Origin of the sequence: Empedobacter sp. UBA5036, from assembly GCF_002415215.1 — a bacterium.
Lineage (GTDB): Bacteria > Bacteroidota > Bacteroidia > Flavobacteriales > Weeksellaceae > Empedobacter > Empedobacter falsenii_B.
The window spans coordinates 1-19020 of sequence record NZ_DICC01000029.1; the positions used below are offsets into that span (position 1 = coordinate 1).

Consider the following 19020-nt stretch of genomic DNA (forward strand, 5'->3'; position numbering starts at 1 on the left):
AATCCAAACGATGACAAACCTCAGTTTTATTCATTCGAAAAGTATCGGAAGTGAATTGTAACGTTATTTGCTCAACTAAGTGATCAGTTTATGATTAGACGCAGTGATGCACAGACTATCGAAGGGTTTAGAACCAGAATTTTAGCTAAAATGACTGCCCATACTGTGGGTCAGTACATTACTAAAACATACTTTAATCGAAATATTGAGAATCTAGCAGCTCAAGTTATTTAAAATGCCCAACGGGTATAGTCTAAATTTAATCATACAAAAAAGCTCAGTTAATATTAACTGAGCTTTTTTATTATTTTTTATATTTTCTTCATAAAGAATATTATTCAATAATAATGATTTGATTAGAATTAGAAGAAACTTTATACAAAAAGTATTTGAGCATATTTTTTATTTCTTCCGTTTCTTTAATCGGAATTAAGATATTGTGAATCTTTTCTAACGTTTTTATTTGATGATGATATTCGTAATAACCATATCCTTTAAATTCTCCATTCTCAACTAAATAAAATGATTTTTCAATTCCTTTTCGTCCTTTATCAATAATCAAAAAAGTTTCGGAAGGATATTCAGTTGTTTTAATAAAACTTTGAATTCGTTCATTATAAACTTCTTTAGATTCCTCTTTTACACAAGCTCCATTGCATTTATTTACTTTATATTGGAAACAAGATTCATCAGATTTAATTCCCGCATTTACTTGTTGACAAAGATTATAATCATGAACGATTTTCTCTAAAACCTCTTTTGCACGTTCTTTAGTTTTAAATTTCAAAACAGGTTGTGTCTTTCTAACTTTCCCTATTTCTAATCTCGAATAACCACGTTTAGACTCCAAATAATACAATCCAAAAGGATAAACTTTATTCTCAACTAACTTTACGTTATACATTGGTTGATTATTCAAGACCTCGTTATTTTCTTTAATTGCAGCAAGAAAACCACTTCCAGTTTCTTCGAATTTTATAGAACGTGTATAACGTTTCAGCTTATTAGCTTTTAAAGTTTTTGATGTAAAAATTTGATTAATAGATCGTGCAATATTATTGCTTCGACAAATATAAATAAGTTGTTTTCGGCTATTGTATAAATAATAAACCCCGATAGAATTAGGTAAACCTTCAAGCAGTTTCTGATACTTAGAATGTGCTTTTTTAGGTTGTTTTAAACCTGTTTTCTTCGTGATTATTTTTTCCGAATCTTTATCTAACAATAATTTAAACAAAGAAATTGTCGCTCTTGCATCTCCAGAAGCCCTGTGTCTATCTGTCACTACAATTCCAAGCGATTCGCATAATTTTCCCAAAGAATATGAAGGTAATCCTGGAATCAATTTTTCGCTATATTCGAACGTATCAATCCATTCTTTTTCGTAATTATAACCCAAACGATCGAATTCTTGTTTTAGCATTCTATAATCAAACATTACATTATGTCCAACTAAAATACAATCATCTGTAATCTCAACAATACGTTTTGCTATTTCATGAAATTTAGGCGCTGTCAGCACCATTTTATCCGAAATATGCGTTAATCTTTGTACATATTGGTCAATCTTTTTTTCGGGATTGACTAATGATATAAACTGATCGACAATTTCTTTTCCATCATATTTATACACCGCAATCTCTATGATTGACTCTTCCCCTACTTTTCCGCCAGTCGCTTCTATATCTAAAATCGCGTACACGTGCTTATTTTTTTCCTTTTAAAAAATTAGTTAACATTTTCATTCCAAAATCCATCAATTTTCGAGTTGCAGTACGACTTACATCACGCACAACAGGATTATCTGTCCAATTTTTTTCTTTAGGAATACTTCTTGTTGAAGTTGCTTTTGGAACAGGTTTCTCTATATTTTTTTGTTGTTCTAATTTTTGTGATAAAATTTCATTTGCAGATTCACGATCAATATCTGTCGCATATTTTGTCACTAAATCTGAGTTTGAGGTAATCGTATCGATTTCATTTGAAGTCAAGATATCCATTCTCGAATTTGGCGCTCGCATATATGTATAAGCCAAAGGAGTTGGAATACCTTTTTCGTCTAAAGCAGTCACAAAAGCCTCTCCAATCCCTAATTGAGTGATTACTTCACTTGCTTTATAATAGGTAGTTGTCGGATAATTCTCAATTGCTTTTGTTATTTCTTTACGATCTTTCGCAGTAAAACCTCTTAACGCATGTTGAACTTTAAGACCTAATTGACTCAAAACTGCATCAGGAACATCTCCAGGAACTTGCGTTACAAAATATAATCCCACACCTTTTGATCGAATTAATTTTACCATTGTTTCAATTTGATTCAACAAAGCTTTCGTAGCTTCCTTAAAAATCAAATGTGCTTCATCAATAAAAATCACCAATTTCGGTTTATCAGAATCTCCAGATTCAGGGAATTGAGAATAAATTTTATTCAATAAACTCAACATAAAAGTTGAAAATAAATTAGGTTGATTTTGAATATCAATCAAACGAATAATATTTACAATTCCTTTTCCGTCTTTCGTTTTCAATAAATCCTGAACATCAAAACTTGGTTCTCCAAAAAACTTTGTTGCACCTTGCTGTTCTAATGCAACAATTTTGCGCAAAATAGCTCCCAAAGAAGCTGGCGCAATTGTTCCATAATTCGAATTTAATTCAGATTTTCCTTCATCAGAATCTGTCACATATTGCAAAACACGTCGAATATCCTCCAAATCAATCAAAGGTAAATTACGATCTTGACAATATTTGAATATAATTGAAATAATACTTTCTTGTGTTTCATTCAGTTCCAAAATTTTACTGAATAAAATTGGACCAAAATCACTTACAGTTGCACGAAGTTTTGCACCTGGTTCATCAGAAATAGACAAAAACTCGACAGGAGAAGCTTGCGGATCAAAAGGTAAATTAAGCGCCTCCATTCTTTCTTGCGCATTTTTATCTTCCGAATTTGCAGCAGCTCCAATTCCAGATAAGTCTCCTTTGATATCCATCAACAAAGTTGGAACACCTTTCAGAGAAAGTTGCTCGGCGATAATCTGCAAAGATTTTGTTTTCCCTGTTCCAGTTGCTCCACCAATCAATCCGTGACGATTCATTGTTTTTAATGCTACTGAGATTTCAGCTTCTTCTACAATTTCGCCATCTAGCTTGGCTTTGCCTAAAATTATTTTATCGTTTTTATAAGAATAACGACTTTGTATCTCTTGAATAAAGCTTTCTTTCTGATTCATTTTGATTGATTATTGAATAAATATAGGAAAAATTTATTCTGAAATTTTATATTTTACAGCTACTGGATAATGATCAGAGAATTTTTTTCGAATAACATGCGCTTCAACAGGTTTAAATGATTTAGAATGAAATAAATAATCAATTCTAATTGGAAATTTAAATCCATGAAAAGTTGTCGCATCTCCTTTTCCAACTTCTATATAAGAGTCGTGAAGATATTTTTTCAACTTCTCATATTCGTAAGAAACTGGAGTCGAATTAAGATCCGTTCCCAAAATAACAGGATGGCGCGAAGATGTGATATATGGAATAATTGCTTCTAACTGTTTTTGATGTTTTTGCATTCCTTGCACCAATTTCAACTCAACTTTTCGACTCGAAATTTCGGCAGTTCGCGAATCATCAGATTGAATAATTTCTTTCACCATTGCTTTATCAATGTACATTGGTTCAAGATAAACATTAATTACACGAATCGTATCATTCCCTAAATCGATATCTGCATATGCGGCAAGACCATTCAATTCATCATTATCATCAGGCGTTATTTTTTTGGTTTGAATAATAGGATATTTACTATAAATTGTCAATAAACCATAAAATTCTGAATAGTAATTTTTGAATTCTTTATTTTTTAGACTTTTCTGTTGACCTTCATACGCTTCTTGAAGCAGCATAATATCTGCCTTATTCTTAATCAAAAGTTCTTTTGTTCCTTCTTCTTTAAAACCATGTACATTATATGTCAATACAGATAAATCAGCTTTTTTATCTTTAACTTTATTGAATTGTACAATTGGATATGAAAGATAAATTGGGTAAAATAATCCGGCTGAAAGAACTAAAATTAACAAAAAGTGTCGCCAGCTAAACAGTAACCAATACAGTAAAAACATTGCTCCAAATGCAAATAATATTGGAAAACCAATCGAAATAAAGTTAAAATATGGAATTTCTGTAGGCGTAAAAATTTTATTTAAATAGACACAATAAGCCACTAACAAAAAAACGATATTAATTGTTAGTACTAAACGATTGAAATAATTTAGTTTAAACTTACTGATTATACTCATTTTACCTACCTTCTCTAAACAGAAAGTCTTTTTCTTCTTTGGACAAACTCTCGTAACCTGAACGAGAAATCTTATCTAAAATTACATCAATTTTCTTTTGTTTTTCAACTTTTTGATGATTAAAATCGTAATCATCTTTCGGAACATTTGATCGCGAAGAAGTTGAAGAAATATTTTTATATGTTTTGAAAGTTGATTTCTCTTTTTTCTTAAATAACTGCTCTATTTTGAAAATAAAGTTACCTAAAAAATCATTTCCTCTCTCAAATTGTTTCATATAAAGATAACCAAAAATAGCACCTCCCAAATGCGAAATACTTCCGCCTGCATTTTGATTAGCAATAATATTATACACATCGAATGCGATAAATACATAACCAATATACAACAATGGAAATGAAGTTGGAATCAACAACAAACGAACGGGCATTTTCGGATTATAAGAAATCATTGCAAAAAACACCGCATAAACCGCTGCCGAAGCACCAACTAATAAATGTGAATAATTGAATAAATTCTGAAACAATAAAAAGAAAATTCCACCAGCGATTCCTCCAAAAATATAGAATGTAACTAAATTTCGGTTCTGAAATTGTTGCAAAAACATTTGCCCAACGAAATACAACAAAACCATATTCATTATCAAATGAAAAAGATTGCCATGTAACCAAGAATATGTTAGGATTTGCCAAGGTCTTACAATCAAATCATCGAAAGATGACAAAGCAAACAAACCAGTTGTTGTAATCGTAGAATTTACTACCGTTCGAAGAACAAAATCAACAATTAACAATGTAAAAAACACCACAACGTTAACGTAAATTAATTTTGTTGCGCTATTTCCTGATGAATATTTTAATTTTAAATCGTCTAAGATATTATTTGCCATTTCTTAATTCCATCTATATAAATTCTTTTTCCAATGTCTTGTTAACAAGAAACCAATCAATCCACCTCCTAAATGCGCAAAATGTGCCACATTTCCGATGTTTTGATATCCCATATAAAACTCAATTAATACCATAATTGGAATAAAATATTTTGCTTTAATCGGAACAGGGAAAAAGATTAACATTAATTTTTCATCTGGATATAATACTGCGAATGCTAACAATAAACCATATATAGCTCCAGAAGCACCAACCATTGGTGTTACATAATTTGTCAAAAGTTCTGATGCAGCTTGGTTAGTTTGAATAATTGAATTCGTATGATATCCACCTTGCATATTTAATTTTGCAGCTTTATAAATTTGACTAAAACCTATTCCTTGCGTTTGAACAGCATCTTTTAACTGCTCTATTTGAAAGTAATTAACTGCATTAAACAATATAAAACCTCCTAAACCAGCTAACAAATAAAGCGTCAAGAATTTTTTTGGTCCAAAAGTTTGTTCAACCACAGAACCAAACATCCACAATGCAAACATGTTAAACAAAATATGTGAAAAATCGGCATGCATAAACATATGCGTCAAAATTTGCCAAAATTTGAAGTTGGGAGATTCTGGATAAAAAGCACCTAAAATCACTCTCAAATCGATTCCTTTTGTGCTAAAAACAAAAGTCGCTAAAAAGAACAAACCGTTTATAATAAGTAAATTCTTTGTAATCGGTGGTATAGATTGTCTCATTCGTTTATTGTAATGTTTTTTTGATATCAGCCGTATTCATCTGCACAAAAATTGGGCGTCCGTATGGCGTATAATTCGGATTTGGTAGTCTTAGCAATTCTTCGACCAAAGTTTGCATTTGTTCAGATTTTAATGAAACTCCTTTTTTAACAGCCGCATTTTTTGCTAAAATTTTTGCAAACGTATTTTCTAATTCAATTGATTCTTGGTATTCTAATTCCTCGATAAAATCCATAAAAACAGACACAACATCCTCTTGTTGCACATCAACAGGAATCGCATTAATCTGTATGGCTTCTTCGTCCAACGAAATATCAAAACCAAAACTCAACAATTGATGCTCTACATTGATTAATTTCTGACGATCATTTGGCGAAAGTTCCAACTCTATCGGGAAAAGCATTTGTTGTACCAAAGCACTTCCATTATTTGAATGTATAAATTTTTCGAATAATATTTTTTGATGAGCACGATGTTGATCTATGATTAACAATTCGCCACGATATTCCACTACCAAATATTGATTCATCCATTGAATGACTTCAAAACTATCATGAAAATCTTCAGATTCAAATAATTGATGCGCATGATTATTTTCGATTTCTAACTCAACAGCATCTTTATAAAAATCCATATTCGCACGAATATCAGACGGTTTTGGCGCTCTTGTTTGTTGATGCTCAAAAGGATTAAAGCTAGAATCTACCGTAATTTCAGGCATTTTAATTTCTGTATCTTCTGTCGCAGACGGAATAAAAGCCCAGTTTGGATCTTGTTCAAAATCTAACGAAGGAATTACATTAAATTGTCCCAAAGCGTGTTTTACAGCAGCTCTAAGAATCGTAAAAATCAATGCTTCATCCTCAAATTTTATCTCCGTTTTGGTCGGATGAATGTTTATATCAATTTTTGAAGGATCAATTTCTAAATATAAAAAATAAGAAGGACTATAACCCGTTGGCAACAAACTCTCGAAAGCGTCTACGATTGCATTGTGCAAATATCCACTACGAATAAAGCGATTATTCACAAAGAAAAATTGCTCTCCACGCGATTTTTTTGCAGCATCTGGTTTTCCTACAAAACCTTTTACTTTTACAATTTCTGTATCTTCTTCAACCGAAATAATTTGCGAACTTAATTTCTTCCCAAAAATTTGAGCAATTCGTTGCTTCAAATTCCCAGATTTCAGATGATAAACCTCTGCATCATTGTGATGTAAAAAGAAACTAATGTTTTCGTGCGCCATCGAAACACGTTGAAACTCATCTTGAATATGACGAAATTCAACCTGATTTGATTTTAAAAAATTACGACGAGCAGGCACATTATAGAAAAGATTTTTGACCGAAATAGACGTTCCGACTGGACAAACAACAGGATCTTGGTTGCGAACTTCTCCGCCTTCAATCACCAATTGCGAACCAACCTCATCATCTTCTCGACGCGTTTTCGTTTCTACTTGCGCAACTGCAGCAATCGATGCCAAAGCCTCTCCACGAAAACCTTTTGTATGAATATTATAAATATCCTCTGTCTTTCTGATTTTTGAAGTCGCGTGACGTTCAAAAGCCATTCGAACATCTGTCACACTCATTCCCGAACCATTGTCAATCACTTGAATCAAGCTTCTTCCAGCATCTTTTACAATCACCTGAATAGAAGTTGCACCAGAATCCACCGCATTTTCAATCAATTCTTTTATGACAGAAGCTGGTCGTTGTACAACTTCTCCTGCGGCAATTTGATTGGCTACATGATCTGGCAGTAATTGAATAATATCGTTCATCTTTTCGTATAAATTGATTTAATTTTGACTAATTTTTTAATCAAACTTTACAAATATACAAACAAATCTCTCTTTTGACCTTATTCTCTATAAGTGAAACTTATCAACAATTGTTGAAGTCTTGAGATTAAAATTCTGAATAATAAATTCATAATTTTCAGCAATAAAAAAGGTAGACAAATGCCTACCTATTTTTTATTATTATTGGATTAATTAATTCTCTTTCATAACAGCTTTCATTTCATCAAATTCTTTATCAATCTCTTGATTCGGTTTTTGAGTCAATAAAGAAACGACATAAATTGCGATAACCGAAGAAATAAATCCTGGAATCATTTCATACCAATCTTTGTAATCATGATTTGCATAAACCCATGATAAGACAACAATTCCACCTGTTAACATTCCCGCTAAAGCTCCTTGCCAAGAAGTTTTTTTCCAAAAAAGTGAAAAAACAATAACTGGTCCAAATGCCGATCCAAATCCTGCCCAAGCGTTTCCAACTAGATTTAGAATAGAATCTTTTGGCGTTAAGGATAATAAAACTGCAATAACTGCCACAATCAAAACCGATAAACGACTTGCTGTTAATAACTGTTTTGATGTTGCTTTTTTGTTCAAAAATGCTTTGTAAATATCTTCTGTTAACGAACTTGATGTCACTAATAATTGTGAAGAAATAGTACTCATTACTGCTGCTAAAATTGCTGATAATAAGAAACCTCCAACCAATGGATGAAACAAAACACGTGAAAAGTAAATGAAAATGGTCTCAGCTTCTGTTTTAGAATTATCGAATGTCAACATTGTTGTTTGGTCATATTTCATTAAATATGCGATTCCAACTAAACCAACTAAAAGAGCTCCACCAACTGTAAAAATCATCCAAGTAATCCCAATATTTCTTGCTTTCGCTAAATCTTTCGGATTACCAATCGCCATAAAACGTACTAAAATATGCGGTTGTCCACAATACCCCAAGCCCCAAGCCATCAACGACAAAATACTAACCGTTGTAGTTCCTTTGAATAAATCTAAATACTTATCACCTTTATCATTAATCAATGAAAATGTTTCTCCTACTCCACCAATTTCAGAAATTGCTACTATTGGAACAATAACCAAAGCCAAAACCATAATCGTTCCTTGTACGAAATCAGTTAAACTTACCGCTAAAAAACCTCCTAAAAAAGTGTATAATACAACTACAAAACTTGTCATCCAAAGTCCTGTCATATAATCTAATCCAAAAGCTGATTCAAATAATTTACCTCCAGAAACCATTCCTGCAGAAGTGTATAATGTAAAAAATACTAAGATTAATATTGAAGAAACAATTCGCAATAAACGTGATTTATCTTTGAAACGATTTTCAAAAAATACGGGTAAAGTAATCGAATTTTGAGCGATTTCTGTATAAATTCGTAATCGCGGTGCGACAAAAATATAGTTCAAAAAACATCCTGTTGTCAATCCAATTGCAATCCAAGCACTCGACAAACCTGTAAAATACATTGCTCCTGGAACGCCCATCAACAACCAACCACTCATATCAGCAGCACCAGCAGAAAGCGCCGTTACAGCCGCTCCCATCTTCCTTCCTCCAATCAAAAAATCTTCGGAATTACTTGTTGATTTTTGGTAGGAATAAATCCCGATTCCAATCATCAGAGCCATATATGCGCCAATAGAAATGTATTCGTAAATGTTCATGTGTTTTAATTTTTATCGAAAATATAATTTTTCATCCACAAAAATTGTACGAACTTTAAATTTCTAAACAAGAATCATGAATTTTCAACAAAATAATCTAAAATCAGCGACAAGTCCGTATTTGAAACAACACGAAAACAATCCTGTTTGGTGGCAAAGTTGGAGTGACGAAGTTTTGAATCATGCAAAAAAAGTCAACAAACCTTTGCTTATTTCAATTGGATATTCTGCTTGTCACTGGTGTCATGTGATGGAACATCAGTCTTTTGAAGACGATGAAGTTGCAAAAGTGATGAATGAGAATTTTGTTTGCATTAAAATTGATCGTGAAGAACGTCCTGATTTAGACGCTTTGTACATGAATGTCTCGCAATTAATTCATCAATCTGGTGGTTGGCCGCTGAATGTTTTTGCCTTACCTGATGGTCGTCCTTTTTATGGCGGAACATATTTCCCGAAAGTTCAATGGATTGAATTATTAGAAAACATCAATCATTTATACCATCACAATCAAACTAAAACAATGGAATATGTCAACTCTATTGCGGATGGTCTGAATAAAATGGAAACAATCGAATTGAAATCTTCTTCAACTTTTTCAACACATAAAATTGATGAAACATTTGAATTTTGGCAACAACAATTTGATGATGAATGGGGCGGATTTAATCGTGCACCGAAATTTATGTTACCAAATGCTTGGGAAGCTATTTTACGATATGGCGTACAAACGAAGAATGAAAATTGTTTAATTCAAACCAAAATTACATTAGATAGAATGGCTTTTGGTGGAATTTACGATCAACTAAAAGGTGGTTTTTCTCGCTATTCTGTTGATCCGTATTGGAAAGTTCCACATTTCGAAAAAATGCTTTACGATAACGGACAATTGCTTTCGCTTTATTCGAATGCATATAAAATTTATGAAGAAAAGGAATATAAAACAGTTGTCGAAGAAACGATTAATTGGTTGAAAGATGAAATGCTTTCGACTGAAAATGTTTTTTATTCTGCTATTGATGCCGACTCTGAAGGCGAAGAAGGAAAATATTATGTTTGGAAATCGGATGAATTGAAAACAATATTGAAAGATGATTTCAACTTATTTCAACACTATTATAATGTTGATGAATTTGGAGAATGGGAACATGGTAATAATATTTTGATGCGATTGACAGATGACGAAGATTTTGCATCGAAACAGAATATCACAACAACAGAACTTCAAACCAAAGTTAATGAATGGAAAAAAATTCTTAATCCAATTCGTAAACAACGTATAAAACCTCATCGCGACGAAAAAGTTTTAACTTCTTGGAATGCTTTAACCATAAAAGGTTTGTGCGACGCATTTATTACGTTTGAAAATGATGAATATCTTGATTTAGCAAAAAATGCAACCAATTTTATTTTAGAAAATCAATGGAATGGTGAAATCTTGTTCAGAAATTATAAGGATAATCAAACAACAATTCCAGGATTTTTGGATGATTATGCGTTAATAATTGAAGCATTAATCAAGCTTTATGAAATTACTTCAGAAATGCATTATTTAGAAACTGCTCAAACCTTAACAGAAGAAGTTTTCAATCAATTTTATAATCACAAGAATAAAATGTTTGCGTACAAATCACATTATGACACGCCTTTGGTTAATGAAACATTTGAGATTTATGACAATGTTATTTCATCTTCAAATTCTGTTATGGCAAATAATTTATTCAAACTAGGGAAGATTCTCAATCAAGAAAAATACATTGAACAAGCGAAACAAATGTTAACCAATATCGAAGAAAAAATTCACGATTATCCAACTGGTTTTGCAAATTGGATTCAGTTGTATCTAAATTTCGCTTATCCATTCAAAGAAATTGTAATCGTTGGCGAAAATGCATTAAAATTTTCGAAGCAAATTCAACAATGTTATGTTCCGAATGCAATTTTTGTTGCTTCAAAAACTGAAAATTTAGAAATCACTCAAAATCGATTCATCCAAAATAAAACATCCATTCATATTTGCGAAAATTATACATGTCAATTACCCGTTTATTCGGTTGAAGAGGCTTATAAAAATATTTAGAAATTACAATAAAAAACCATGGAAAAAACACGTTGCGCTTGGGTAAATAAAGACCAAGATTATATCGATTATCACGATAATGAATGGGGAAAACCTGTGAAAGATGATAAAATTTTATTCGAATTTTTGATTCTCGAATCTTTTCAAGCAGGATTAAGTTGGTTTACAATTCTTAAAAAGCGAGAAAATTTCAGAAAAGCCTTTGCTGATTTTGATGTAGAAAAAGTAGCCAAATTTAATGAAACTAAAATTGATGAATTGGTACAAAATGAAGGAATTATTCGTCATCGAGGAAAAATTTCGGCAGCAATTAATAATGCAAAATTATTTATAGAAATTCAGAAAGAATTCGGTTCTTTCTCCGATTTCATCTGGAAATACGTTGATAACAAACCAATTATCAACAATTGGAATTCGATAAAAGAAGTTCCTGCCACAACCGAAATTTCAGATCAAATTGCAAAAGATTTGAAAAAACGTGGCTTCAAATTCTTTGGTTCAACCACTATTTATGCACATATGCAGGCGACCGGAATGGTAAATGACCATACAACAGATTGTTTTTGTAAATAACAGCTCAATAAAATCATCTGAAATGTGCATCTTTGCGCAAACTTAGAAAAATGAAAATCGAACTAAAACATTGGATCATCCTTGGCGTTTTGGCGCTAACTTGGGGAAGCTCGTTTATTCTCATCAAGCAAGGATTGGTTGCATACACGCCGTATCAAGTTGGAGCATTACGACTAACAATTGCTGGAGGAATTTTGGCTATTTGGGGAATTCCAAGTCTATTTAAAATTCCGAAAAACAAATTAAAATATGTCGCATTGGCTGGTTTCTGCGGAAATTTCATTCCAATGTTTTTATTCCCAATGGCGCAAACACATGTTTCAAGTTCAATGGCTGGGATTTTAGATTCTTTAGTCCCATTATTTATTTTACTTTTTGGTGCTTTATTTTTCAATATTAAAGGAACTAAAAATCAAGTTTTAGGAGCAATAATCGGATTTATCGGAGCTGTTTTATTAATTGGTGGCGATGGTTTTTCTGGGGAAAATAGTCTTTTACATTGTTTATTAATTGTATTAGCAACTGCTCTTTACGGTCTAAACAGTTTAATCTTAACACGCTATTTAAACGACGTTCCTTCATTTCAATTATCATCAGCTTTGTTTACAATTTGGTTATTACCTTCAGTTCTAATTTTAATTATTTCAGGATTTTTTGATGTATTTGAAGGAACAGAACAACAATTAAAAAGTTTAGGTTTTGTCGCTATTTTAGGACTTTTAGGAACTGCCTTAGCGATGATATTATTCTACCGATTGATACAATCTACAGGTTCGATGTTCGCCTCAATGGTGACTTATTTAATGCCCGTAGTTTCTGTTTTTTGGGGATTTTTAGTCGGTGAAAAAATCTCATGGATCCATTTATTTGGATTCGGAATGATTTTATCAGGCGTTTATTTAACACAAAAAAAAGAGAAAGAACTGCAAAAGATTTAAGCTATATTCAAAATAGATTCCTATTTTTATTAAATAATTAACACAATAATGGTCTATCGTAGATTATTTAATAAATTAAAAATGAATCATTTTACCACAATTTCAAAAAAACTCTCCCTTACTCTCCTACTTTTTTCCTCTCATCAAACCATCTTCGCACAAACAAAAATTGATAGCATAGAAGTTGTTCAATTACAATCTCAACTTCAATCAAATATAAAAATTGATGGTAAAACCCTTTCTTTACCGAAACAGAACAAGTATAATTTTGAATTAATTGGTTCTGACAATCAAACAATCATTGATTTGAATGGAAAAATAAATCAACCTTTAATTTCTAAATCAATTAATTTATTATTCAAAATAACTCGAAAATCAGATAAAGCCACAACAGAAATCCCTGTAAAAAATTTAAAAATAAACGGAAAATATACAAACACAGGTATCAATTCAAAACCTTTTGTAATTCCATCTTTGCGTGAATGGCACGGAGAAAAAGGAGAATTTAATTTAACTTCTTCTTCAAAAATTGTGATTGAAAATGTCAATTCTGAAAATTTGGAAGTTGCTAAATTATTACAAGAAGATCTCCAAAAACAGTTCGGTTACAAATTAGAAATTACTTCGACAAAAAAAGTTTCAAAAGGAGATATTTATATCTCTAAGCATAAAGACACAACATTAGGAAACGAGGGATACGCAATGGAAATTGGAGATTTCGTTCAGCTTTCTGCGCCAACTTATACTGGAAATGTATTTGCAACTCGTACAATTTTGCAATTATTAGATCAATCCAAAACTAAAAACAGTATTCTGAAAGGAGAAATTAGAGATTATCCTACTTATTCGGAACGTGGATTAATCTTGGATGTTGGACGAAAGTTTTTTACCATTGATTTTTTAAATGATTACGTCGAAATATTGTCTTATTATAAAATATCCAACTTTCAAATTCATTTAAATGACAATGCATTTCACAAATATTTCGATTTCAATTGGGATAAAACACCTTCGGGTTTTCGCTTAGAAAATGAAACATATTCAGGTTTAACTTCAGCAGATGGTCATTATACTAAACAAGAATTTAAAGATTTACAGAAAAAAGCTTTTCGATATGGAATTAAGATTATTCCTGAAATCGATGTTCCTGCACATTCTTTGTCCATTACAAAAGTAATTCCTGAAATCGGAAGTGATAAATATGGAAAAGATCATTTGGATTTAGCTAATCCAAAAACTTACGAAGTTGTTCAAGCTATTTTTGATGAATACACAAAAGGACAAGATCCTTTATTTATAGGAAAAGAAGTTCATATTGGAACAGATGAATATGATAAAAAAGAAGCTGAGTCGTTCAGAAAATTTACGGATTTTCTTATAAAAGCTGTTCAGAAAAATGGAAAAGATGTACGTGCTTGGGGAGCGCTTACGCATGCGCAAGGAAAAACTCCTGTAACCTCGAAAAATGTCACACTAAATATGTGGTACAACGGATATGCAGATCCTGTTGAAATGAAAAAATTGGGTTACAAACAAATATCTACTCCTGACGGTTGGTTCTATATTGTTCCTGCAGCTGGATATTATTACGATTATCTAAATGTCAACAATATTTATAACAATTGGGAGCCGCGTAATATTGGTAATATAACATTTGAGAAAGGAGACCCAACTGTTGTAGGCGGAATGTTTGGGATTTGGAATGATATTGCTGGCAATGGAATTTCTGAAAAAGATGTACACAACAGAGCTTTTCCTGCGATACAAGTTTTGGCTGAAAAAATGTGGACTGCAAGTGATAATAATCCAGCTTTATTCGATTTTAATCAGAAAAAAATAAACGTTGCAGAAGCTCCAGGAATTAATTTAAGGGGATATTTTGGAGAAGAAACTCGCCAAATTATTCATCTTCCGTTTGAAAATTCTGTAGAAGATATTTCCGGTTTTTTCAATGAAAAAGTCACTTCAAATAATTCTTCTTTTGCAAAAGGAATTATTAACAATTCATTGAATAGCACAACAACATTAAATCTTCCGTTAGAAGAGATTGGAAATAGCTACACCATTTCTTTTTGGTTGAAATCTAACGCAGAGAATGCAAATGTTTTATTCAAATCAAAAAACGCAACCTTTGAACTGAATAAAAATTCTGTCGGATATAAGCGTGATGGTTATTCTTATCAGATGACTGATCATTTGAATTTAAATGACTGGAATTTTATTACAATCACAGGGAATAAAGAAAATACAAGCTTGTATGTAAATGGAAAACTGGTTAAAAAAATGGAAACAGAAGAAATCATTTTGCCTTACAAAGATAAAAAAGGAAAAGAGATTTCATTTCATAAAGTAAAAACGTTGACGTTTCCATTAAAGCAAATTTCATTAGAAAATGTTAGCTTCGATGAATTGAAAGTTTACAACAAAGAGTTTTCAAAAGATGAAGTTTTAAGTGAATACAAATCGCTTCAACAATAACTAAAAATCTCGTAAACCATTTGGTTTACGAGATTTTTTATTTTATATATTTTTTCAAATCTTTCGCTAATTCTTTTGTAAAGGTATCCGCACCTTTATAATTCATGTGCGTTGTGTTGTAGAAATATTTTTGATCAAAACTAATCGAATCGCTCGAATAATCTAATAACGGAAGGTGATATTTTTGTAATGTTGTTTGATAACGATTAATCACTTCATCTCGATTCAACATATAATCTTGACCTTTATAAAATTCGGGTGCAATTGTAAAAACTAACTGAATATTTTCTTGCTCACATTTCGCAATTAATTCTTCTAATAAAGCATAATCTGAAAAATCAAAATCGGAGTTTTTCTTTTTCATTTTTTCCCAATCAACATTCCATTTTCGGTTATATGATTTGAAACCATCATCACGAAAAAGTCCATCTTTATGCAATTTTTCTTTCTTAGCCCTTACAATTTGATCTTTCCAATACGTTTGATCTCTGTAACGATAAAGCGGTACAATAAAATCAACCAATTTCGTGTCTTTATATTCTTTTAATGCAGCATAAAGTTTAAAATTCCACAACATAAATGGCGCATATTGATTTGGTTGAAAAACTTCATCAATGTGTGAAAACGAAAAAGTATCTAAATTCCAAACAACAACTTTCGGTTTTGGATTATGATTCAAATACAAATTGAAACGATACAATTGCATTTTAAATTTACTCCCGTTTAATCCAAAATTATGCGTGGTCAGTTTTAAATCTTTTTCTAAAATATTCGGATTAATTTGAATAAATGCTCGAGAAGAACCAAAAATAGCCAATTCAACATTCGTTTTTCCTTCTCTTATTTGATTCCATTCTTGTACTTCTCCGCTAAACAAAGCCATTTTTTTGAGTTGATTTGAATAATAAACATCAACCAAAACCAATGCAATGAAAGCCGAAAACAGCGTAATGAAAAAGTATTTTAAGAATTTCATTTTCTCAACATTTCGATATGCGGGATATCGTCTTCTAAATATTCTTCCGAAACTTGTTTGAAACCAAATGAAGAATAAAACTCTTTCAAATAAGATTGAGCTGAAATTCTGATTTCAGATGTTTTAAATTGATTTTCGATGACTTGAACCGAATTTTTCATCAATTGTTTTCCTAATCCATAACGGCGAAACTTTTGATTCGAAATTACGCGACCAATTGAAGGTTCATTTTCATACGAAATTCCTTTTGGTACAATTCGAGAATATGCCGTAACCTCATCACCAATCGTTGCCCAAAGATGTCCACAAACCAAATCTTTATCATCGCAATCTTGATAAATACAATCCTGCTCTATTACAAAAACTTCGTTGCGCAATTGCACTATTTTATATAGCTCTTTCGACGTTAAATCATCAAAAGATTTGTAATGCCAAATAATTTCTTCCATGGATTAATCTAATTTTGAATATTTTGCAATAATATTTTCGAACATTTTTTGAGGTAAAATATTTTTCAAGGTTACAGAAAATTTCTGCATCGATTTTCCAATATAATAATGTGGTTTCAAATTCTTCTGAGCCAAAATATTTTCGATAATCGGAATCAAATCTTCTGTTGGTGTACCATCTTGCACTTCGTGATCGATATCGGCAACCATTGCATCGTATCTTTTTTGATAAAATTTTGAAACAAAAGTTTTCACACGACCTTCTGCAATATTGGTTTTGATATCTCCAAAATTCAATGTTGCAATTTCCACTCCTGTATGACGATTTTCTAAACGAGCCGATTCAACCAAACGATCAATCATCGCTTTAGAAGCTGAATAATAACCTCTAAACGGTAAACCATTGTTACTCGCAATCGAAGAAACATTCAGGATATAACCGTTTTTTTGCGCACGCATTGTAGGTAAAACCTCCTGCATTGTATAAATAGGCCCGTACACATTAACGTCCAATAATTTCTCGATATCAGCTTTCGAAGCATCTTCCACAGCACCTAACATTCCAATTCCAGCATTGTTAATCAACACATCAATTTGATTGTTCGTTTCCGAAAAAATCTGCTGAAAACTACGTTTTACATTTTCTTTATCCGAAACATCTGTTGCAATATGTTTAAATTTTTCTTGACCTTTAGCTGTTCTTGATAAACCATAAACTTGATGTCCTTTATCGTAAAAATAATTTGCCAAAGTCAATCCTACCCCCGAAGAAGAGCCTGTAATTACAATAACTTTTGATTGCATGATTCGATTAATTTATCCGCAAAACTACATAATATCAGGCAAATATTGGTAGATAAATAATTTTTTGAATGGTTATTAGAAGATTCTCTAAATTTGTGCGTTAATTATCAAAAGATTTCAATTGAATCCAAAAACTAAAAAATATATTATAACAGGAATTAAATTAACGATTAGTATTGCGTTAATCTATTATATCTTCTTTGTTAAACTACATATTTTTGATATTTTCAGTCATTACAAAAATGCAAATTGGGCGTATATTTTTATTGCTGTTATCCTTTATGTTCTTTCGCAAGCCTTGTCTGTTTTCCGATTAGATTATTATTTCAGAGATATTAACCTCGATTTATCATACAAATCAAATGCACGTTTGTATTTCTTAGGAATGTTTTACAACACCTTTGTTCCAGGCGGAATTGGCGGTGATGCATACAAAGTTTATGTGTTGAATAAAAACTATAAAATCAGTCTAAAAGAAATTTCGCAGGCGGTTTTTCTTGACAAAATTATCGGTCTTTGTGCAATGTTACTCATCATCATCTTCCTAATATTTTTATCAAATCTGACTGATTATCCTTGGGTACAATATGGTTCATTAATCCTTTCTTTGGTTGGTTTTATAGCTGTTCCATTTATTTTAGGAATGATTTTCCCTATTCATAGACGCACATTTTATAACTCGATGATTTATTCAATTGTATTGCAATTGATACAAGTCGGTATGTTGTATTTTGTTTTAGAAGGATTGAATATTCATCCAGATAATTTCAGTATATATTTATTGATCTTTTTAGTTTCAGGGATCTTATCGATTATCTCGTTTAGTGGATTTGGGATTAGAGAAGCTGTGTTTATGTACGCTGCACATCGATTCAATTTTGATGAAACTTTAGCCACAAGTGCGGCATTTATTTTCTCTATCATCACCATTTCTATCTCATTTATTGGGATTATTTACCTGTTTAAAGGGGTTAAAATTGAAGAGAAAAAGAAAAAGACGAATATTTCTTTTTAAAATCTGAAAAATTATTTCTTTGAAATGAAAAGAGTTAAGCCCTAACATTAAATTTTATTTAATTTTTTTCATTTTAACTATTTGGATTATTCAAAAACAGCCCTATATTTGCAATCCAATTACGAAGGTCTCTTAGCTCAGTTGGTTCAGAGCACCTGCCTTACAAGCAGGGGGTCACTGGTTCGAATCCAGTAGGGACCACATAAAGACATTAGAAAGTCTTTTAAATAAAATTCTAAATAGGTCTCTTAGCTCAGTTGGT

General features: G+C 31.5%; 15 protein-coding genes and 1 tRNA gene. 6 read left to right on the forward strand and 10 right to left on the reverse strand.

Annotated features, from left to right (window positions below; translation table 11 throughout):
• Positions 1-334 precede the first annotated feature (334 nt).
• From B4J88_RS05260 to putP, 7 genes are all read right to left on the reverse strand, one after another.
• Entirely contained in the window at positions 335-1702 is a 1368-nt protein-coding gene (locus tag B4J88_RS05260) for an exonuclease domain-containing protein (protein ID WP_291066699.1), read from the reverse strand.
• Positions 1703-1706: 4 nt separating this feature from the next.
• Positions 1707-3236 (reverse strand): helicase HerA-like domain-containing protein, encoded by a 1530-nt coding sequence (locus B4J88_RS05265; protein WP_291066701.1) that lies wholly within the window; start codon positions 3234-3236, stop codon positions 1707-1709.
• Between the two features lie 33 nt (positions 3237-3269).
• Positions 3270-4310, reverse strand: a complete 1041-nt coding sequence (locus B4J88_RS05270; RefSeq protein WP_291066703.1) for an endonuclease/exonuclease/phosphatase family protein — start codon at positions 4308-4310, stop codon at positions 3270-3272.
• Position 4311: 1 nt separating this feature from the next.
• Positions 4312-5199, reverse strand: a complete 888-nt coding sequence (locus B4J88_RS05275) for a rhomboid family intramembrane serine protease (protein ID WP_291066705.1) — start codon at positions 5197-5199, stop codon at positions 4312-4314.
• A 3-nt stretch (positions 5200-5202) separates the two neighbouring features.
• Positions 5203-5943 (reverse strand): rhomboid family intramembrane serine protease, encoded by a 741-nt coding sequence (locus B4J88_RS05280; RefSeq protein WP_291066707.1) that lies wholly within the window; start codon positions 5941-5943, stop codon positions 5203-5205.
• Between the two features lie 4 nt (positions 5944-5947).
• A complete protein-coding gene (mutL, locus tag B4J88_RS05285; protein ID WP_180905017.1) occupies positions 5948-7732 on the reverse strand; it encodes a DNA mismatch repair endonuclease MutL in 1785 nt (594 codons plus the stop codon).
• 213 nt (positions 7733-7945) lie between these two features.
• The gene (gene putP / locus B4J88_RS05290) at positions 7946-9445 is read right to left on the reverse strand and encodes a sodium/proline symporter PutP (RefSeq protein ID WP_180905018.1); all 1500 of its coding nucleotides are present in this window, start codon (positions 9443-9445) and stop codon (positions 7946-7948) included.
• A gap of 76 nt (positions 9446-9521) precedes the next feature.
• Between putP and B4J88_RS05295 the strand changes: the two genes are divergently transcribed.
• The 4 genes from B4J88_RS05295 (at position 9522) to B4J88_RS05310 (ending at position 15514) form a co-directional block, all read left to right on the forward strand.
• Positions 9522-11525 carry a thioredoxin domain-containing protein gene (locus tag B4J88_RS05295; RefSeq protein ID WP_180905019.1) on the forward strand — a complete coding sequence of 668 codons (2004 nt, stop codon included), beginning with the start codon at positions 9522-9524 and terminating at the stop codon, positions 11523-11525.
• An 18-nt stretch (positions 11526-11543) separates the two neighbouring features.
• Positions 11544-12098, forward strand: a complete 555-nt coding sequence (locus tag B4J88_RS05300) for a DNA-3-methyladenine glycosylase I (RefSeq protein ID WP_180905020.1) — start codon at positions 11544-11546, stop codon at positions 12096-12098.
• 50 nt (positions 12099-12148) lie between these two features.
• Positions 12149-13036 (forward strand): DMT family transporter, encoded by an 888-nt coding sequence (locus B4J88_RS05305; protein ID WP_180905021.1) that lies wholly within the window; start codon positions 12149-12151, stop codon positions 13034-13036.
• A gap of 81 nt (positions 13037-13117) precedes the next feature.
• Positions 13118-15514 carry a family 20 glycosylhydrolase gene (locus tag B4J88_RS05310; RefSeq protein WP_291066712.1) on the forward strand — a complete coding sequence of 799 codons (2397 nt, stop codon included), beginning with the start codon at positions 13118-13120 and terminating at the stop codon, positions 15512-15514.
• A gap of 37 nt (positions 15515-15551) precedes the next feature.
• Here B4J88_RS05310 and B4J88_RS05315 read toward each other — a convergent pair whose 3' ends face one another.
• The 3 genes from B4J88_RS05315 to B4J88_RS05325 are packed head-to-tail and all read right to left on the reverse strand — an operon-like array spanning position 15552 to position 17743.
• A complete protein-coding gene (locus B4J88_RS05315) occupies positions 15552-16490 on the reverse strand; it encodes a hypothetical protein (RefSeq protein WP_180905023.1) in 939 nt (312 codons plus the stop codon).
• Complete coding sequence (locus tag B4J88_RS05320; RefSeq protein WP_180905024.1) at positions 16487-16939, reverse strand: GNAT family N-acetyltransferase; 453 nt, start codon at positions 16937-16939, stop codon at positions 16487-16489. The genes B4J88_RS05315 and B4J88_RS05320 overlap by 4 nt, the downstream gene beginning before the upstream one ends.
• A gap of 3 nt (positions 16940-16942) precedes the next feature.
• On the reverse strand, positions 16943-17743 hold the full coding sequence (locus B4J88_RS05325; protein WP_180905025.1) for an SDR family NAD(P)-dependent oxidoreductase: 801 nt from the start codon (positions 17741-17743) through the stop codon (positions 16943-16945).
• Between the two features lie 121 nt (positions 17744-17864).
• Between B4J88_RS05325 and B4J88_RS05330 the strand changes: the two genes are divergently transcribed.
• Entirely contained in the window at positions 17865-18758 is an 894-nt protein-coding gene (locus B4J88_RS05330) for a lysylphosphatidylglycerol synthase transmembrane domain-containing protein (protein ID WP_180905026.1), read from the forward strand.
• Positions 18759-18884: 126 nt separating this feature from the next.
• Positions 18885-18959, forward strand: a tRNA-Val gene (locus B4J88_RS05335).
• Positions 18960-19020 lie beyond the last annotated feature (61 nt).

Coding starts and splice junctions, on each gene's coding strand:
- B4J88_RS05315 (WP_180905023.1), bottom strand. CDS start 16,490: ATGAAATTCTTAAAATACTTTTTCATTACGCTGTTTTCGGCTTTCATT.
- putP (WP_180905018.1), bottom strand. CDS start 9,445: ATGAACATTTACGAATACATTTCTATTGGCGCATATATGGCTCTGATG.
- B4J88_RS05280 (WP_291066707.1), bottom strand. CDS start 5,943: ATGAGACAATCTATACCACCGATTACAAAGAATTTACTTATTATAAAC.
- B4J88_RS05305 (WP_180905021.1), top strand. CDS start 12,149: ATGAAAATCGAACTAAAACATTGGATCATCCTTGGCGTTTTGGCGCTA.
- B4J88_RS05325 (WP_180905025.1), bottom strand. CDS start 17,743: ATGCAATCAAAAGTTATTGTAATTACAGGCTCTTCTTCGGGGGTAGGA.
- B4J88_RS05320 (WP_180905024.1), bottom strand. CDS start 16,939: ATGGAAGAAATTATTTGGCATTACAAATCTTTTGATGATTTAACGTCG.
- B4J88_RS05295 (WP_180905019.1), top strand. CDS start 9,522: ATGAATTTTCAACAAAATAATCTAAAATCAGCGACAAGTCCGTATTTG.
- B4J88_RS05275 (WP_291066705.1), bottom strand. CDS start 5,199: ATGGCAAATAATATCTTAGACGATTTAAAATTAAAATATTCATCAGGA.
- B4J88_RS05310 (WP_291066712.1), top strand. CDS start 13,118: ATGAATCATTTTACCACAATTTCAAAAAAACTCTCCCTTACTCTCCTA.
- B4J88_RS05265 (WP_291066701.1), bottom strand. CDS start 3,236: ATGAATCAGAAAGAAAGCTTTATTCAAGAGATACAAAGTCGTTATTCT.
- B4J88_RS05300 (WP_180905020.1), top strand. CDS start 11,544: ATGGAAAAAACACGTTGCGCTTGGGTAAATAAAGACCAAGATTATATC.
- mutL (WP_180905017.1), bottom strand. CDS start 7,732: ATGAACGATATTATTCAATTACTGCCAGATCATGTAGCCAATCAAATT.
- B4J88_RS05270 (WP_291066703.1), bottom strand. CDS start 4,310: ATGAGTATAATCAGTAAGTTTAAACTAAATTATTTCAATCGTTTAGTA.